This is a genomic window from Actinoplanes sp. G11-F43, from assembly GCF_050589265.1.
Taxonomy (GTDB): Bacteria; Actinomycetota; Actinomycetes; order Mycobacteriales; family Micromonosporaceae; genus Actinoplanes.
This window is the reverse complement of the sequence record NZ_JBNZCE010000030.1, coordinates 1-14,373: the sequence shown is the minus strand read 5'-3', so window position 1 is coordinate 14,373 and position 14,373 is coordinate 1. Positions and strand designations below refer to the sequence as shown.

General features: G+C 71.7%; 14 protein-coding genes. 8 read left to right on the top strand and 6 right to left on the bottom strand.

The genetic code is table 11. From position 1 onward, the window contains the following. Positions 1 to 148 precede the first annotated feature (148 nt). Positions 149 to 277 (top strand): hypothetical protein, encoded by a 129-nt coding sequence (locus ACQ0O7_RS32780; RefSeq protein WP_430787900.1) that lies wholly within the window; start codon positions 149 to 151, stop codon positions 275 to 277. Between the two features lie 262 nt (positions 278 to 539). Here ACQ0O7_RS32780 and ACQ0O7_RS32775 read toward each other — a convergent pair whose 3' ends face one another. Next, positions 540 to 1,538 (bottom strand): coiled-coil domain-containing protein, encoded by a 999-nt coding sequence (locus tag ACQ0O7_RS32775; RefSeq protein ID WP_430787898.1) that lies wholly within the window; start codon positions 1,536 to 1,538, stop codon positions 540 to 542. Positions 1,539 to 1,629: 91 nt separating this feature from the next. Between ACQ0O7_RS32775 and ACQ0O7_RS32770 the strand changes: the two genes are divergently transcribed. Both ACQ0O7_RS32770 and ACQ0O7_RS32765 read left to right on the top strand, forming a co-directional pair. After that, entirely contained in the window at positions 1,630 to 2,304 is a 675-nt protein-coding gene (locus ACQ0O7_RS32770) for a response regulator (protein ID WP_430787896.1), read from the top strand. Then, complete coding sequence (locus tag ACQ0O7_RS32765; protein ID WP_430787894.1) at positions 2,301 to 4,022, top strand: HAMP domain-containing sensor histidine kinase; 1,722 nt, start codon at positions 2,301 to 2,303, stop codon at positions 4,020 to 4,022. The genes ACQ0O7_RS32770 and ACQ0O7_RS32765 overlap by 4 nt, the downstream gene beginning before the upstream one ends. A 62-nt stretch (positions 4,023 to 4,084) precedes the next feature. Here ACQ0O7_RS32765 and ACQ0O7_RS32760 read toward each other — a convergent pair whose 3' ends face one another. From ACQ0O7_RS32760 to ACQ0O7_RS32745, 4 genes are read right to left on the bottom strand one after another with little or no spacing between them, the layout of a single operon-like run. Then, a complete protein-coding gene (locus tag ACQ0O7_RS32760) occupies positions 4,085 to 5,338 on the bottom strand; it encodes an MFS transporter (RefSeq protein ID WP_430787892.1) in 1,254 nt (417 codons plus the stop codon). Between the two features lie 20 nt (positions 5,339 to 5,358). Next, the gene (locus tag ACQ0O7_RS32755; RefSeq protein WP_430787890.1) at positions 5,359 to 6,036 is read right to left on the bottom strand and encodes a 4'-phosphopantetheinyl transferase family protein; all 678 of its coding nucleotides are present in this window, start codon (positions 6,034 to 6,036) and stop codon (positions 5,359 to 5,361) included. Continuing rightward, the gene (locus tag ACQ0O7_RS32750) at positions 6,020 to 6,871 is read right to left on the bottom strand and encodes a metallophosphoesterase family protein (RefSeq protein ID WP_430787888.1); all 852 of its coding nucleotides are present in this window, start codon (positions 6,869 to 6,871) and stop codon (positions 6,020 to 6,022) included. The genes ACQ0O7_RS32755 and ACQ0O7_RS32750 overlap by 17 nt, the downstream gene beginning before the upstream one ends. Before the next feature lie 59 nt (positions 6,872 to 6,930). Beyond that, positions 6,931 to 8,220 (bottom strand): tetratricopeptide repeat protein, encoded by a 1,290-nt coding sequence (locus ACQ0O7_RS32745; RefSeq protein WP_430787886.1) that lies wholly within the window; start codon positions 8,218 to 8,220, stop codon positions 6,931 to 6,933. Positions 8,221 to 8,303: 83 nt separating this feature from the next. On the opposite strand from ACQ0O7_RS32745, the gene ACQ0O7_RS32740 reads away from it, so the two are divergent. From ACQ0O7_RS32740 to ACQ0O7_RS32725, 4 genes are all read left to right on the top strand, one after another. Continuing rightward, complete coding sequence (locus ACQ0O7_RS32740; protein ID WP_430787884.1) at positions 8,304 to 8,636, top strand: hypothetical protein; 333 nt, start codon at positions 8,304 to 8,306, stop codon at positions 8,634 to 8,636. Beyond that, the gene (locus ACQ0O7_RS32735; RefSeq protein ID WP_430787882.1) at positions 8,636 to 10,852 is read left to right on the top strand and encodes a CHAT domain-containing protein; all 2,217 of its coding nucleotides are present in this window, start codon (positions 8,636 to 8,638) and stop codon (positions 10,850 to 10,852) included. Before ACQ0O7_RS32740 ends, ACQ0O7_RS32735 begins: the two co-directional genes overlap by 1 nt. Positions 10,853 to 10,887: 35 nt before the next feature. Continuing rightward, positions 10,888 to 11,124: a hypothetical protein gene (locus ACQ0O7_RS32730; RefSeq protein WP_430787880.1), complete on the top strand. Its 237-nt coding sequence runs from the start codon at positions 10,888 to 10,890 to the stop codon at positions 11,122 to 11,124. 78 nt (positions 11,125 to 11,202) lie between these two features. After that, on the top strand, positions 11,203 to 12,549 hold the full coding sequence (locus ACQ0O7_RS32725; RefSeq protein ID WP_430787878.1) for a glycoside hydrolase family 6 protein: 1,347 nt from the start codon (positions 11,203 to 11,205) through the stop codon (positions 12,547 to 12,549). Between the two features lie 42 nt (positions 12,550 to 12,591). Here the strand turns inward: ACQ0O7_RS32725 and ACQ0O7_RS32720 are convergent, their stop codons facing one another. Continuing rightward, on the bottom strand, positions 12,592 to 13,299 hold the full coding sequence (locus tag ACQ0O7_RS32720) for a TetR family transcriptional regulator (RefSeq protein ID WP_430787876.1): 708 nt from the start codon (positions 13,297 to 13,299) through the stop codon (positions 12,592 to 12,594). A 70-nt stretch (positions 13,300 to 13,369) separates the two neighbouring features. Between ACQ0O7_RS32720 and ACQ0O7_RS32715 the strand changes: the two genes are divergently transcribed. After that, positions 13,370 to 13,774: a VOC family protein gene (locus tag ACQ0O7_RS32715; protein ID WP_430787874.1), complete on the top strand. Its 405-nt coding sequence runs from the start codon at positions 13,370 to 13,372 to the stop codon at positions 13,772 to 13,774. Positions 13,775 to 14,373 lie beyond the last annotated feature (599 nt).

The following is a 14,373-nucleotide window of genomic DNA, read 5'->3' as shown; positions in this document are numbered from 1 at the left end:
CCCCCGATGGTTTTCGACGGGCGATCATAACGGCTGCCGACGCCTGCCCAGGGCGCCTGGAGTCGCTGGTCACAGCAGAGGAGAGGGTCGATGAATTTCAGACGCGGGCCGCTGTTCCAGACCGGTGCCGCCGTGGCGGTGGCGGTGGGTGCGGCCCGGCTGGACGGCTCCGGGCTGGTTCGCGGTCGGGGCGGTCGCGGTGCTCATCGGGCTGAGCGTGGCGGCCGGGGTGGTCGCCGCGATCGGGTTCGGCGTGCGGGGCCGCCGCCGGGCCTGAGTTCGGTGTGCCGCGTTCCGGTGCGGATCGCACCGGAACGCNCACGACCTGGACCACCGCGCGACCGCGACCGGGGCGCACGACCTGGACCACCGCGCGACCGTGACCGGGGCGCACGACCTGGACCACCGCATCCGGCCGGGGGCACCGGATTCGCCCGGCGGTCGCCGGACGGTCCGGTGTGCCGCCCGGCTCGCGCGGACGAGACGGGGCGACCCGATCTCGTGGGGCCGTGGAGCGTACCCCCGCACGGTTTTGATCTTCAGAGCATGGAGATGTGGACGTGGTCGGTGTGGGCGCTCGGGCCGGAGTACGACCGCCACTCGTTGCCCGCCGCGAACCAGATCTGCTTATACCAGATGACGTAGTAGATGCCGAGGCGGTCGGCGTTGCGGACCAGGAACGCGGTCAGGTCGTTGCCGTAACGCCGCATGTCGTCGTTGTGCGCCACCGCGAAACCGCGGTTCTGCAGCGACCAGTCGCAGGCCCGGCCCTTGGGGTGTTCGAACGGGCCGCCGGTACGGTGACAGCCGGCGAACCGTTTGAAGCCGGCCTTACGCACCTCCTTGTACATGTGCAGGGTGCGCTTGGTGACACAGCCGCTGGTGGTGAGGTCCTTCTCGGTGCAGCCCTCGGGCGAGAACCCACCGCCGGCGTTCCGGGGCGCGGGCGCCGCGATCTTCGAGTCGGCGTCGACGAAACCGCTGGTGATACTGGGGTTGATCCCGGTGCTGCCGCCGATCAGTTCGAGCTGCTTGCGGGCCGCCTCCCGCTGCCGGGCCAGTACGGTCAGCTGTTCCTGCTCCTTCTTCACCTCGGCGTCGATCTGCCGCTTGCTGGACTCGACGGTGTGGATGGCCGCGTTGAGCTCCCGCAGTCTGCCGTCGTGCAGCCGGTTGATCTCCTCCAGTGAGACAGCCTTGCTGAGGAAGTCACCGGACGAGCCGGCGTTCAGCAGGTAGCCGGCGGTGCCCAGGTCACCGATCTGGTACTGCTGGCGGGCGATCTGGTTGACCTCGGGGATCAGCGCGTCCCGGCGGGCCTCGGCGGCACGCAGCCGGGAGGTCAGCTGCTTCTGCTTCTTCCGGGAGGCGGTGACCGCGCCCTTGGCCGCCACATACTTCCGGTTGGTGGTCTCCAGCACCGCCGACAGGTCACCGTCACCCTTCTCGTCGGGCGCCGCGGAAGCCGGGGCGGCCAGCAGCGTCACGGCTGTCAGACAGGCCAGCGCGGCGGTGAGTAATCGTCGAAGGTCAGACATGTCCGACGATCATCACCACCGAATGTGTGAATCCTGTGCGATCGGATCTGTGATTTCGGTCCGGGCCCGGCGCCCCCTACCATCTCCGACCATGTGCGCGAACGTGCTCGTGGCGGAGGACGATCCCCGGCAGGCGGAGGTGCTGCGCCGCTACCTGGAGGCGGAGGGCCACCACCCCATCATGGTCACCGACGGTGAGCAGGCGGTGGCGCGGGTCCGGGCCGGTGGCGTCGATCTGGTGGTGCTGGACGTGCTGATGCCGGCCCTCGACGGGGTGTCCGCCTGCCGCCTGATCCGGGACCGGTCGGATGTGCCGGTGCTGATGCTCACCGCGCTCGGCGAGGACGACGACGTGCTGCTCGGGCTGGACACCGGGGCCGACGACTACGTGACCAAGCCGTACAGCCCACGGCAGTTGATGGCCCGGATCCGCGGCCTGCTGCGCCGGGTGCCGGCCGCCCCGCGCGACGTCCGGCGGGCCGGTGCGCTCACCGTCGACCGGGACCGGCACCGGATCCTGCTGCACGGCCGGGAGATCCCGTGCACACCCGACGAGTTCGGCATCCTGGCCGCGCTGGCCGCCGCCCCGGACCGGGTGTTCACCCGGATGCAGCTGCTGGAACGCACCGCCGGGCGGAACCGGGAATCGACCGAGCGCACCATCGACTCGCACATCAAGAACCTGCGCCGCAAGATCGAGGACGATCCGCGCCGGCCGGCCCGGCTGGTGACCGTCTACGGTGTCGGCTACAAGCTGGCCGGGTGAGGATCCCGTGGCGGCGGCGTCTGGTCGTGCGCCTGCTCGCCACCTCGATCGTGATCGCGGTCTGTGCCATCGCCGCCACCGCCTGGCTGGCCGTGCAGACCTCCACCAGCGCCCTGCGCCAGGAGCAGGGCCAGGTGCTGGCCGACGACCGGGCCCTCTACGACCTGCTGATCGCGCACGCGGCCACCACCCCGAACTGGGCCGGGGTGCGGCGGATCCTGGCGAGCGGCCGGACGGACCGCCGGATCACCCTGCTGACCCAGGACGGCACACTGATCGCCGAGACCGCGCCCGGCCCGGACCTCGGCGACGCCCGGCCGTCAGCGCTCGTCGACCCGCTCAACGTCGATCTGAGCATCTCGTCCGGGACCGAACGGATCGACCCTCGGGTGGTCGGCCCGTACCGGCTGACCGACCCGGAGATCGGCCGCCTGGACCGGGCCGCCGACGCCGACCTGTGGTGCCTGCTCAGCGCGGACGCCGACGCCCGGCGCACCACCCTGCCCAGCGGCCGGGCGATCATCCTGGGCGGCAGCGACCCGCAGTGCCGGGCCACCGCCGAGATCATGCCGACCGAGCGGGCGCCCCTGCGGGAACTGACCGCGGCGACGGCACGCTGCGCCGGGTTGACGGTCCCCGACGGGGCGATCTGGATCAGCCCGGCCGACTTCACCCTCACCGGCGCCGCGCCCGCCGGAAGTCAACGGTTGCGCGATTGTGCCGTCGAGGCCCGGCAGGCCCAGTTGCGGCCGTACGTGGCACCGGCCGCACTGTTGTACGTCACCGACCCGTCGTCGGCCGCCGCGCCCCCGGCCTACGACCTGTCCCGGGGCAACCTGACCCGGATCGTGGTCGTCACCGCCGCGGTACTCACCGCCGCCGTCCTGATCACCGTGCTGGCCGGCCGCCGCCTGATCCAGCCGCTGACCCGGCTCACCGAGGCCGCCGTCAACGCCGAGGGGTTCCCGGTCGTCCCGGCGGACCGCCGCGACGAGATCGGTCACCTGGCCGCCGCCCTCGACGACCTGGACACCCGCCGGCTGGCCACCGAACGGCGCCGCCGCGAGATGATCAGCGACGTCGCCCACGAGCTGCGCACCCCGCTGACCAACATCCGCAGCTGGCTGGAGGCCGCCCAGGACGGGCTCGCCCCGATCGACCGGCCGCTCGTCGACCTGCTGCTGGAGGAGGCGGTCCTGCTCCAGCGGGTGATCAGCGACCTGCGGGACCTGGCCGCCGCCGACGCCGGTGAACTGCGCCTGCACCCGGTCGACTGCGACATGCGCGAGGTGCTGCGCCAGGTGGCCGACTCGCACAGCGGCACCGCCGGGCCGGCCGGGGTCACCCTGACCATCCCGGACGGCCCGCCGGTACGTGTCACCGCCGACCCGGACCGGCTCCGCCAGATCATCGGCAACCTGGTCTCCAACGCGATCCGGCACACCCCGGCCGGCGGCACTGTCACCTTGCGGGCGCTGCCGGACGGCGCCGAGGTGGAGGACACCGGCGGCGGCATCAGCCCGGAGGACCTGCCCCGGGTCTTCGACCGGTTCTGGCGGTCGGACGGCTCCCGCAGCCGCAGCACCGGCGGCAGCGGCCTGGGCCTGGCGATCGCCCGGCGGCTGGCCCAGGCCCACGGTGGCGACCTGACCGCGCGCAGCCCCGCCGGAGCCGTCTTCACCCTCACTCTTCCGGCGTTCTCGACGGCGCCACGATGATGGGGAGACGGTCCACCAGCGCCTGGCCGGCGCGGGCGGAGCGTGCCGGACGTGGGCACGTCTCAGCGGCGGCGGGCGCTCCAGGCCCAGACGGCCAGGGCGGCCACGCACATCGTCGCCGCGCTCGCTGCCAGCGAGGTGTGCACACCTACCACCGCGCCGGCCGCGCCCACCGTGAAACCGCTGCCCAGGCGCAGGCCGCTGGACGACATGCCGTAGAGGCCGAGGACCCGGCCGCGTTCGGCGGCGGGGGCCCGCAACTGGACGACGGTCTGCGCGGTCGAGGTGGCCACCAGGTTGGCGACGCCGCTGAGCACCAGCATGCCGACCGCGATCCGGTAGTCGTCGGTGAGGGCGAAGAGCATCGTGGTCAGGCCGTACAGGATGGTGGCGGCGACGGCCACCGGGACGCTGCCGCGGATCCAGCCGGTGGCCTCCAGCACCAGGCCACCGAGCACTCCCCCGGCGCCGGCGGCGAACAGCAGGGTGCCGTAGGCGGTTCCGGCGTCCCCGGCGCCCAGGTCGTTGGCGAACACCGGCATCGTCGACTGCAGGGACGCGCCGACGAAGAACGCGCCCAGCCCGGCCAGCAGGATCATGCCGACCAGCAGGCGGTCGCCGCGGACCTCGCGCAGCACCCGGACGGTGTCCCGGAATCCGGGGCGGGACGGCTGCCCGCCGGAGTCGCGGACGTGACCGGTGAACCTGGTCCGGAACAGGAAGACGGTCAACGGCAGGTAGATCGCGATGTTGGCGAAGATGCCGCCGGTCGGGCCGAGTCCGAGCAGCAGCAGGGAGCCGACGGCCGGGCCGCACAGCACGCCGAGGCTCTTGAAGGTGGCGTTGAGGCGGACCGCGCTGGGCAGCGCCTCCCGGCCGACGAAGTCGTGCAGCATCATCTGTTCGGCCGGGCCCCACAGCACGCCGGCGCAGCCGTGCAGGACCAGCAGGACGCAGGCGTGCCAGATCTCCAGCTCACCGGTCAGGAACAGCACGCCCCAGGCGGCCGACACCAGCATGAACAGCAGCTGACCGGCCTGGATCACCCGGCGGCAGTCGTAGCGGTCCGCCAGCGTTCCGGAGAGCAGCGAGAACAGCAGGAACGGCAGCCAGTGGCTGACCACCTGAAAACCTGCCAGAGCCGGCGAGTGGAACTTCTCCCACAAAACCCAGTAAGTGATGACATGCTCGATGTTGTCGGCCATCATCGCCAGCCCGGCCCCGGCCAGATAGGTCCGGCTGTCCGCGTTCCGCAACGCGGCGAACCGGCGCGGTGGAACGGGTGTCGACAGGGGCGATGACTCGGCGGCGCACATTGCGCCGATCATACGAGCCGTCAGGCCGGGACCGGCACGACGATCGCGCAGACCAGCAGGCCCCGGTGGTGCAGCCAGGTGCCGGTGAACCCGGACAGGGTGCCCTCCGGGGTCACCGGGCCCGGCACCAGCAGGCGGGCCGCGAACGTGCCGGCGCCGAGGGTGATCCTGGCCTCGCTGAAGTCCAGCCACTCACCGGTCAGCGGGAACCACGCCTTGTAGACCGCCTCCTTGGCGCAGAACAGCAGGCGGTCCCAGGCCACCCCCGGGTCCGCGGCGGTCAGCGCGGCCACCGCGGTCAGCTCCTCGGGCAGCGCGATCGCCGCCAGCACCCCGTCCGGCAGCGGCCCGGCCGGTTCCGCGTCCACCCCGATGGTGCGCACCCGCGACGCCGGGGCGACGGCGGCGGCCCGGTAGCCGTCACAGTGGGTCATGCTGCCGACCACACCGTCCGGCCAGCCGGGCGCACCCCGCGGACCGGGCACGATGGGTACGGCCGGAACCCCCAGCCCGGCCAGCGCCTCCCGGGCACAGGAGCGGACCGTCGCGAACTCGCGCCGCCGTTTGTCCACCGCCCGGGCGATCACCGCCTGCTCCTCCGGGAACAGTTCCACCCCGTCCAGGTCGCCGAACACCTCACGCACCTGGACCGGGTCGGGCAGCAGCCGTTCGAGCGGGCCGTCACCGAGTAGCAGCATCGGCCGCCCCCGCGAGCAGCACCGGCCGCAGCCGGCCCGGCTCCGACGAGCGGGTCCGCCACTCACGCGGATAGCCGACCGACACCTCCTCGAAGCGGACCCCGTCGTACCAGGTGGTCCGGGGGATGTGCAGATGGCCGTAGATCACCGTGGACACCGGGAAGCGGGTGTGCCAGTCGGCGGTGCGTTCGGTGCCGCACCACTGGGCGAACTCGGGATGCCACAGCACCCGGGTCGGTTCGCGGACCAGCGGATAGTGGTTGACCAGGACCAGCGGCACGTCCGGAGCGCAGGCGGCGAGCCGGGCCTCGGTGTAGGTGACCCGCGCCGCGCACCACGTCTCCCGGTCCGGGTAGGGGTCGGGGAAGAGCATCACCTCGTCGGTGCAGACGATGCCGGTCCGGTGGGCGTAGGCGAGGGATTCCTCTTTGGTACTGGTCCCGGGCGCGCGGAAGCTGTAGTCGTATCCGACGAACAGTGGCGCCACCCGCACCGGCCCGCCCGCACCGGTCCACACCGGATAGTCGTCCTCCGGGGTCGACACCCCGAGCCCCCGGCACATGTCGACCAGCTTCTCGTAGCGGGCCACCCCGCGCTGGGCCGCCGGGTCGTCGCGGGGCGTCCACAGCTCGTGGTTGCCCGGCGCCCAGATCACCTTGGCGAACCGGCTGCTGAGCAGGCCCAGCGCCCATTCGATGTCGGCGAACATCTCCCCGACGTCCCCGGCCACAATCAGCCAGTCCCCGTCGTCGTGCGGTCGCATGTCCTGCACGATCCGCCGGTTCTCGGCGTACACCACATGCAGATCACTGATCGCGAAGAGCGTGCCGCTCACCGTTCCCCCGTCCCGTAGCCCTCCCCCATCATGGCGAACCACCCGGGACCGGAAAACCCCTAAAGCTCCTTGCGTACGCGGTCCAGCAGCGCGACGTCGGCCTCCAGGTCGGGGCGCTCGGTCCGGCGGTCGAGTTCGACGACCTGTTCGAGTTCGGCCACGGCTGCCGTGAGGTCCCCGAGCACCCGGTGGGTCATCGCGATGTTCCGCCGGGTGGCCGCCTCGCCGTCCCGGTCGCCGATCTCCTGCCGGATGGCCAGAGTCTGCCGGAAGTGCTCCAGGGACTGCCTCTGATCGCCGAGCCTGTCGTGCACACCACCGATGTTGTTGAGGATGGAGGCCTCGCCGGCCCGGTCGCCGACCTCCCGGGCGATGGACAGGGCCAGCCGATAATGCTCCAGGGCCTGCGGTAGTTCTCCGGCCCGGTGGTGCAGAAGGCCGATGTTGTTGAGGGTGGAGGCCTCCGCGGCCCGGGCGCCGGTCTCCCGCATGAGCGACAACGCCAGCCGGTAGTGGTCGGCGGCCTGGTGCCGGTCATCGCTTCTTTCGAACACCGAGCCGATGTTGTTGAGGACGACGGCTTCACCCGCCCGGTCGCCGATCTCCCGCCGGACGGACAGTGCCAGCCGGTAATGGTCGAGAGCCAGCCGGAGATCGCCGAGCCCCTGGTGCACGATGCCGGTGTTGTTGAGAACGGCCGCCTCACCGGCCAGGTCACCGACTTCACGCAGGATGGACAGCGCCCGCCGGTAATGGTCGAGCGCCTGCCGCCGGTCGCCCAGGCCGGCGTACGTGTAGCCGATGTTGTTGAGGGTGGCGGCTTCGCCCGCCCGGTCGCCGATCTCCTGCCGGATGCTCAGCGCCCGCCGATAGTGGTCGACCGCCTGCCGCGGGTCACCGAGCACGTCGTACACCCTGCCGATGTTGTGGAGGGTGGCGGCCTCGGCCGCCCGTTCACCGGTCTCCAGCGCGATGGGCAGGGACTGCCGGAAGTGGTCGAGGGCCTGCCGTAGCTCACCGGTGCTCTGGTGGACGGTCCCGATGCCGTTGAGGGTGGCGGCCTCGTTGCCGCGGTCACCGGCCCGCCGGTACAGCTCCAGCGCCTGCCGGTAGTCGCCCAGTCCGGGCCCCGGGCGGCCGGTCGCCCAGCGGGCCCAGCCACGGTTGTAGAAGGAGTAGGGGTCCGGGCCCAGGGTCAGGGTCGCGGTGGCGATGCTCTCGGCGTCGGCGAAGTGCGAGCGGGCCAGCAACCACAAGCCCAGCCGCCGGCCGGTGTCGCGGGCGATGTCCGCCTCGGCGCCGGCGACCGCGAGCCGGTGCACCTCCCGCCACCGGGTGACGTCCACCATCCGGCGCCCCTCTCGCGCTCCGCCCACTGTGGCCGGAGGTACGTAGAGTATCGACCATCCCCGCAGTCGGTGAGGAGGACGGGTTGACGATGGTGACTGCCACGGTCGAGGTGTCGGGTGGGCGGGCGCAGGCCTGGGCCGCCGAGTTGCAGGCCGTGCTGGCCGGCCGGGCGCGGCCGGACGAGATCGTGTCGCAGGTGCAGGTGCTGCGGGACGCCGGGCTGTCGGTGGCGATCATCGCGCTGGTGTTCGCCGGGGTGGACACGGCGAAGACGATCTGGGACTGGTGGCGGGAGACCCGTCCGGAGGAGACGACGGTGACGATTCTGCTGGCCGACGGCACCCGGATCGAGGTGTCCGGGGTCAGCCGGGAGGAGCTGGACGCCCTCGTGCAGCGGGCGGTGTCGCAGCGCTGATGAGGGTCGTCGAGGTGGAGGTGTTCGAGCCCACTTCCACGTACCGCGAGCTCCGTCTCCGCGTGGACGGCGGCCCGCCGGTGACCCGCGGCCTGGACGCGGTGGCGGCCGCCGCGCTGGCCGGGGCCGTCGAGCGGGACTACCAGCCGGACGCGGTGGCACAGCGGGTGTTCGGGTCGCCGCTGCTGGGTGAGCTGGGCGCGCGGCTGTTCGATTTCCTGGACGGCGACCAGCGCTGGCTCACCCCGTTCCTCGGGGATCCGGCCGGGATCACGCTGCGGATCAGCACGTCCGACCCGCGGTTGCGGCATCTGCCGTGGGAGCTGCTGGCCGGGGACGCCGGGTTCCTGGCGGTGGCCGGCCGGGCCCCGGTGCTGCCGGTGCGGGTGGTCGGTTCGCACGCCTCCCGGCCGGCCGGCACCGGGCCGGCGAACCGGCCGTTGCGGGTGCTGTTCATGGCGACCTCCCCGGAGGGAGTCGAGCCGGTGCTGAGTTTCGAGGCCGAGGAGGCGGCGATCCTGGCGGCGACCGCGCGGACCGGCACCGAGCTGGTGGTCGAGGAGAGCGGCACGCTGGACGGGCTGCGGACGCTGATCCGCGACTACGGTGAGGGCTATTTCGACGTCCTGCACCTGAGCGGGCACGCCATCGTGGACGGCGGCGAGCCGGGGCTGGTGATGGAGGACGAGTTCGGCGGGGCCGTCGTGGTCACCGCCGAGCGGATCGGGCAGGTGGTGTCCGGCGGCTGGCCGCGGCTGGTGTTCGTGTCCGGCTGCTGGACCGGTGGCGCCCCGGACGGCGGGTCGGTCCCGTCGATGAGTGAGAGCCTGGTGCGGGCCGGCGCCCCGGCGGTGCTGGGCTGGGCGCTGCCGGTCGGTGACGTGTCGGCGACCGATCTGGCGGGGCGACTGTACGAGGCGCTGGCTGACGGCGTACGGCTGGACCGGGCCGTGATCGACGCCCGCCGGCACCTGTTCCACGACCGTGGGAGCCCGTTCTGGCATCTGTTGCGCCTGCACGCCGACCGTTCGCCGCTGACCTCGCTGGTCACTCCCCGCAACACCAAGGGCCGCTTGCTGGTACGTGTCCAGCCGGCCGCCCAGGAGTTCCTGGACCCGCAGACCCAGCTGTCCCGGGTGGCGTCCCGGGCCACGTTCGTCGGCAGGCGTCGTGTCGTGCAACGGTGCCTGCGGGTTCTGCGCCCGGAGGCCGAGCCGGCGGCGCTGGTCCTGCACGGCATGGGCGGCCTGGGCAAGAGCAGCCTCGCCTCCCGGCTGCTGGAGCGGATGCCGGCACATCAGCGGGCGGTCTGGATCGGCCGGGTCGACCTCCCCCGGTTCCGCGAACTCACCACCAGGATCCGATTCGGTACGCCGGAGGAGCAGATCGAGGCGGCGAAGCTCCTGGACAACGAGCAGATCCCGCTCACCTCCCGGCTGCGCTACCTGCTCGACGTGGACGGCCCCCTCGGGCGGATCCCGTGCCTGTTCGTGTTCGACGACTTCGAGGAGGGCAACCTCGACGACCGGGACGGCGGCCACGTCCTCGCCCCGCCGATGGCCGCCCTGCTGCCGGCGCTGCTGACCGCGATCCGGGACACCGGCAGCCACAGCCGCGTGATCATCACCAGCCGGTACCGCTTCCCCGCGCCGCCCGGCACCCGGATCACGGTGGAGTCGCTGGAGACCCTGACCGAGGTCGAACGGGTCAAGAAGATCACCGGCCTGGCCAACCTGCGCCCCGGCTCACGCCTGGACCGGGCCACCCGGGAGCGGGCCGTGCACGCCGCGGACGGCAATCCCCGCCTGCTGGACTGGCTGGACCGGATCGTCGCCGACCCGGCCCTCGACGTCGACGGCCTGCTCACCGCGATCGAGAGCGAGACCGCCCGGTTCCGCGAGGACATCCTGGCCGCGCGACTGCTCGACGCCCAGGACCCGGAGCTGCGCCGGATGCTCGCGCTGGTCAACGTGGTGGAGCTGCCGGTCCCGGCGGAGACGGTGCACGCCGTCCACGATCACCCGGACACCGCCCGGCATCTGTCCCGCGCCGCCGCACTCGGCCTGATCGAGGAGGGCGTCGATCCGGCCACCCGCGAACACCGCTACTACGTCTCCAACATCCTGCGCCCACTGCTCCCTCTGACCGCCGGGGACCACACCCGGGCGTGCGCCGCCGCGGCCCGTTCCTTGTACCCGCTATGGGTCGCCCGGTGATCGGCACCGTTTGACAGCCGGGTGATACTGCGCGGGTGACTGACAAGAACGACTCGCCCGAACCCGCGCCCCGTAAGTCGCTGACCAGCGGTTGGATCTTTCCGATCGGTGGAGGGGTGATCGGTGCCTACTTCCTGATCAACGGAGCGTTGAGCGTACGGGAATCGCAGGGTAACGGGGTTTTCGCTCTGCTGATGACGGTGATCGTGGTGTTCCTGGCGGTCCTGGGCACGATGATCTACCGCACGTATCGCGCCGACCGGAGCCGCTGACCGGCTTGATGTTGCCGCCAGGCATCGATGTTGTTAACTTTGGGAGCGCTCCCACATCCCATTCCCCAGGGAGGCCCCATGTCCCGTTCCCGCATCCTCGGCGTCGCCGTCGCCTGCGCCACCGTGGCGGCGACCAGTGCCCTGATCGTCACCGGCTCCGCCTCGGCCGGCACGATCTCCGGAACCCTCTACCGCGACCCGGACACCCCCGTCGCCCGCTGGCTCCAGTCCAACCCCGGCGACTCGCGGGCCACCGTGATCCGCGACCGGGTCGCCAGCCAGCCGGCCACCCGCTGGCTGTCGAACTTCAACATCAACACCGTCGGCGGCGAGGTCGCCGCCTACGTCAACGCCGCCGCCTCGGCCGGGCAGATCCCCGCCCTGACCGTGTACGGCATCACCAACCGTGACTGCGGCGGCGCCAGCTCCGGCGGCGCGCCCGACCTCAACCAGTACCAGACGTGGATCGGCAACATCGCCCGCAACCTGGGCACCCGCACCGTCCTGCTCAACCTGGAACCCGACTCGATCGCCCTGCTCACCTGCCTCAACAGCAGCGAGATCGCGGCCCGCAACCAGGCGCTGCGCACCGCCGCGCGAACCCTGAAGGCCGCCAACCCGAACGCCAAGGTCTACCTCGACGGCGGGCACTCCGCCTGGAACAGCGCCGGCGATCAGGCGTCCCGGCTCGTCGCCGCCGGGATCGCCGAAGCGGACGGCTTCTACACCAACGCCTCCAACTTCCAGCCGACCAGTGCGGAGGCGGCGTACGGCCGCTCGATCATCTCCGCCCTGAACAACCAGGGCGTCAGCGGAAAACGGCAGGTGATCGACACCAGCCGCAACGGCGGCGCCAGCGGCGACTGGTGCGGCGACGACAACACCGACCGGCGGATCGGCCAGTACCCGACGGTCAACACCAACGACGCCAACATCGACGCGTACCTGTGGATCAAACCGCCGGGCGAGGCGGACGGCTGCCGGTACGCGGCCGGATCCTTCCAGCCCGACCTCGCCTACAGCCTGGCCGGCAGCGCACCCAACCCGCCGTCGTCGCCGCCCACCTCCCCGTCGGCGTCGACCTCCCCGTCATCGTCGGCCTCCCCGTCACCGTCCACGTCACCGTGGGTCCCGCCGGGCGCGTGCACCGCGACACTGCGAACGAAGACCTGGAACGGCGGCTACCAGGGTGAGGTCACCGTCCGGTCCGGCAGCGCGACGAACGGATGGACGGTCTCCTGGACCCTGCCGTCCGGCTCGGCGATCAACCAGCTCTGGAACGGCACGCTGACCACGTCCGGTTCCACGGTCAGCGTCCGCAACGTCGCCTGGAACGGCGGCCTGCCCGCCGGCGGATCCACCATCTTCGGGTTCACCGCCAGCGGTACGCCCGGAACCCCGGCCCTCTCCTGCACCACTCCCTGAGCGGTCCGCTCGAACCCGCCTGGCCCCCGTGATCTTCGGGGGTCAGGCGGCCCGCAGGCCGTCCAGCAGTCGTTCCAGGTCGGCGAGGGCGTCGTCCAGATCATCTGGTTCTTCTTGTCTCGGGGACGGGCTCTCCGGGCCGCTGTCATGGCTTGCCGGTCCCGCGTGCGGGTTTTCCAAGCCCGCCGGGCTTTCCTGGCCCGCCAGGCTCTCCTGGCCCGCCAGGCTTTCCGAGCCCGCGGCCAGGCGCAGGGCGGCCTCGTTCATCGCGCCGGACAGCAGGGCCGCCGTCATCCGTACCGACCGGACCCGGATGATCCCGGCGGCGGCCAGTTCCGCGATGCCGTCGGCGAGGAGACGGCCGGACGCGTGGTCGTCCTGCGCCCGCCAGGTGGCCCAGTCCAGCACGGCGGGCGCGTCGATGAGCAGGATCCGCCGATTCTCCGGGGCGACCGCGGCGGCCAGGAACGCCCGGCAACCCAGGAGTAGCCCCTGCCAGGGATCGGCCGCCCCGTCCGCCGCCCGCCGCACCCGCTCGGCGATCCGCTGCTGGGCCGCCGCGGTCACCGCCTGGAACAGCCCCGGCTTGCCGTCGAAATGGTGATAAACCGCCCCACGGGTGACCGAGGCCGCAGCCGCGATCTCCTCCAGCCGCACCGCCGCGTACCCACGCCCCGCGAACCCGGCGGTGGCCGCGTCGAGGATCCGCTGCCGGGTGATCTCGGCTTCTTCCTTGGTAGCTCGTGCCACGACCTTCACTTTACATACGTCGTGTAGGTATAGTCGACTTACAAACACGGCGTATGTAAGAGGAGGAATCATGCCCCTGAAAAGCTCGTACCCGGTGCTCATGACCCGTGACGTGGCCATCGTGGCCGACTTCTACCGCACCCGCTTCGGATTCGAGACCACCTTCGAGGCCGACTGGTACGTGAGCCTGCGCCGCGACACGTGGGAGCTCGCCGTCCTGAACTGCGACCACGAGACCATCCCGGCCGGCCACCGAGGCCGGGCCGCCACCGGCATCCTGCTGAACCTGGAGGTGGACGACGTCGACGCGGAATACCAGCGGCTCGTGGTGGACGGGTCACTGACACCCACCCTGGACATCCGCACCGAGGACTTCGGCCAGCGCCACTTCATCATCGAGGGCCCCGACGGCGTCCTGATCGACGTCATCACCAACACCGAACCCACCAGCGAGTACGCCACCAGCTACCAGTGAGAGGCATGGGACAGCTCGCACGAAGCCGACCGCAATCCGCGCCCCGCCCCCACCCCAGGCCCCTGGCGATTGATCAAGGGAGCCCGCTCACCCGCGGAGACGTCACGCCGACCGCGTCCCACCCGCCGTCGAACCATCCTCCAAAGCAGCGGAACCCGTGAACAAGGTCCGATCTCCGCTACCCGAGACTCGCGTGGCCAGACCTGACGATGGGCAGCTGATCCGAAGACCTTCTTGAGTGATCGTCGGGACCTGAGGTGGATGAACGTCGTTCCGGCACGCCTGCGGGACTCGGTGGGCACGCACGCACGTTCGCGGCGCGGGACGACGCGGGCCCGGGGTCGGCCCGGATGAGCACACACGTTCGCGGCTCGGGTGCCCACGTCGGCGCCATGGGCCCGGCATGCGCCCACCGTCCGGCGTGTACGTGACGCCGTCGGGGTGAGCCGCCGAACGCCCGCGCACAAGCCGGACATTGTGCGCCATCGGCGGGTTCCGGGCGTAGGGCGCCCCTGACCGGCCATCGAAGCCAACAAGACAGAACGTTCTGTACCGGAAGCACAAGGCATACCGAACGACCCACGCCGCGCGACCAGCCA

Excerpts from the sequence above, each read along its gene's own strand:
- ACQ0O7_RS32725 (WP_430787878.1), top strand. The coding sequence starts at position 11,203 with ATGTCCCGTTCCCGCATCCTCGGCGTCGCCGTCGCCTGCGCCACCGTG.
- ACQ0O7_RS32735 (WP_430787882.1), top strand. The coding sequence starts at position 8,636 with ATGAGGGTCGTCGAGGTGGAGGTGTTCGAGCCCACTTCCACGTACCGC.
- ACQ0O7_RS32745 (WP_430787886.1), bottom strand. The coding sequence starts at position 8,220 with ATGGTGGACGTCACCCGGTGGCGGGAGGTGCACCGGCTCGCGGTCGCC.
- ACQ0O7_RS32715 (WP_430787874.1), top strand. The coding sequence starts at position 13,370 with ATGCCCCTGAAAAGCTCGTACCCGGTGCTCATGACCCGTGACGTGGCC.
- ACQ0O7_RS32760 (WP_430787892.1), bottom strand. The coding sequence starts at position 5,338 with ATGTGCGCCGCCGAGTCATCGCCCCTGTCGACACCCGTTCCACCGCGC.
- ACQ0O7_RS32755 (WP_430787890.1), bottom strand. The coding sequence starts at position 6,036 with ATGCTGCTACTCGGTGACGGCCCGCTCGAACGGCTGCTGCCCGACCCG.
- ACQ0O7_RS32775 (WP_430787898.1), bottom strand. The coding sequence starts at position 1,538 with ATGTCTGACCTTCGACGATTACTCACCGCCGCGCTGGCCTGTCTGACA.
- ACQ0O7_RS32770 (WP_430787896.1), top strand. The coding sequence starts at position 1,630 with ATGTGCGCGAACGTGCTCGTGGCGGAGGACGATCCCCGGCAGGCGGAG.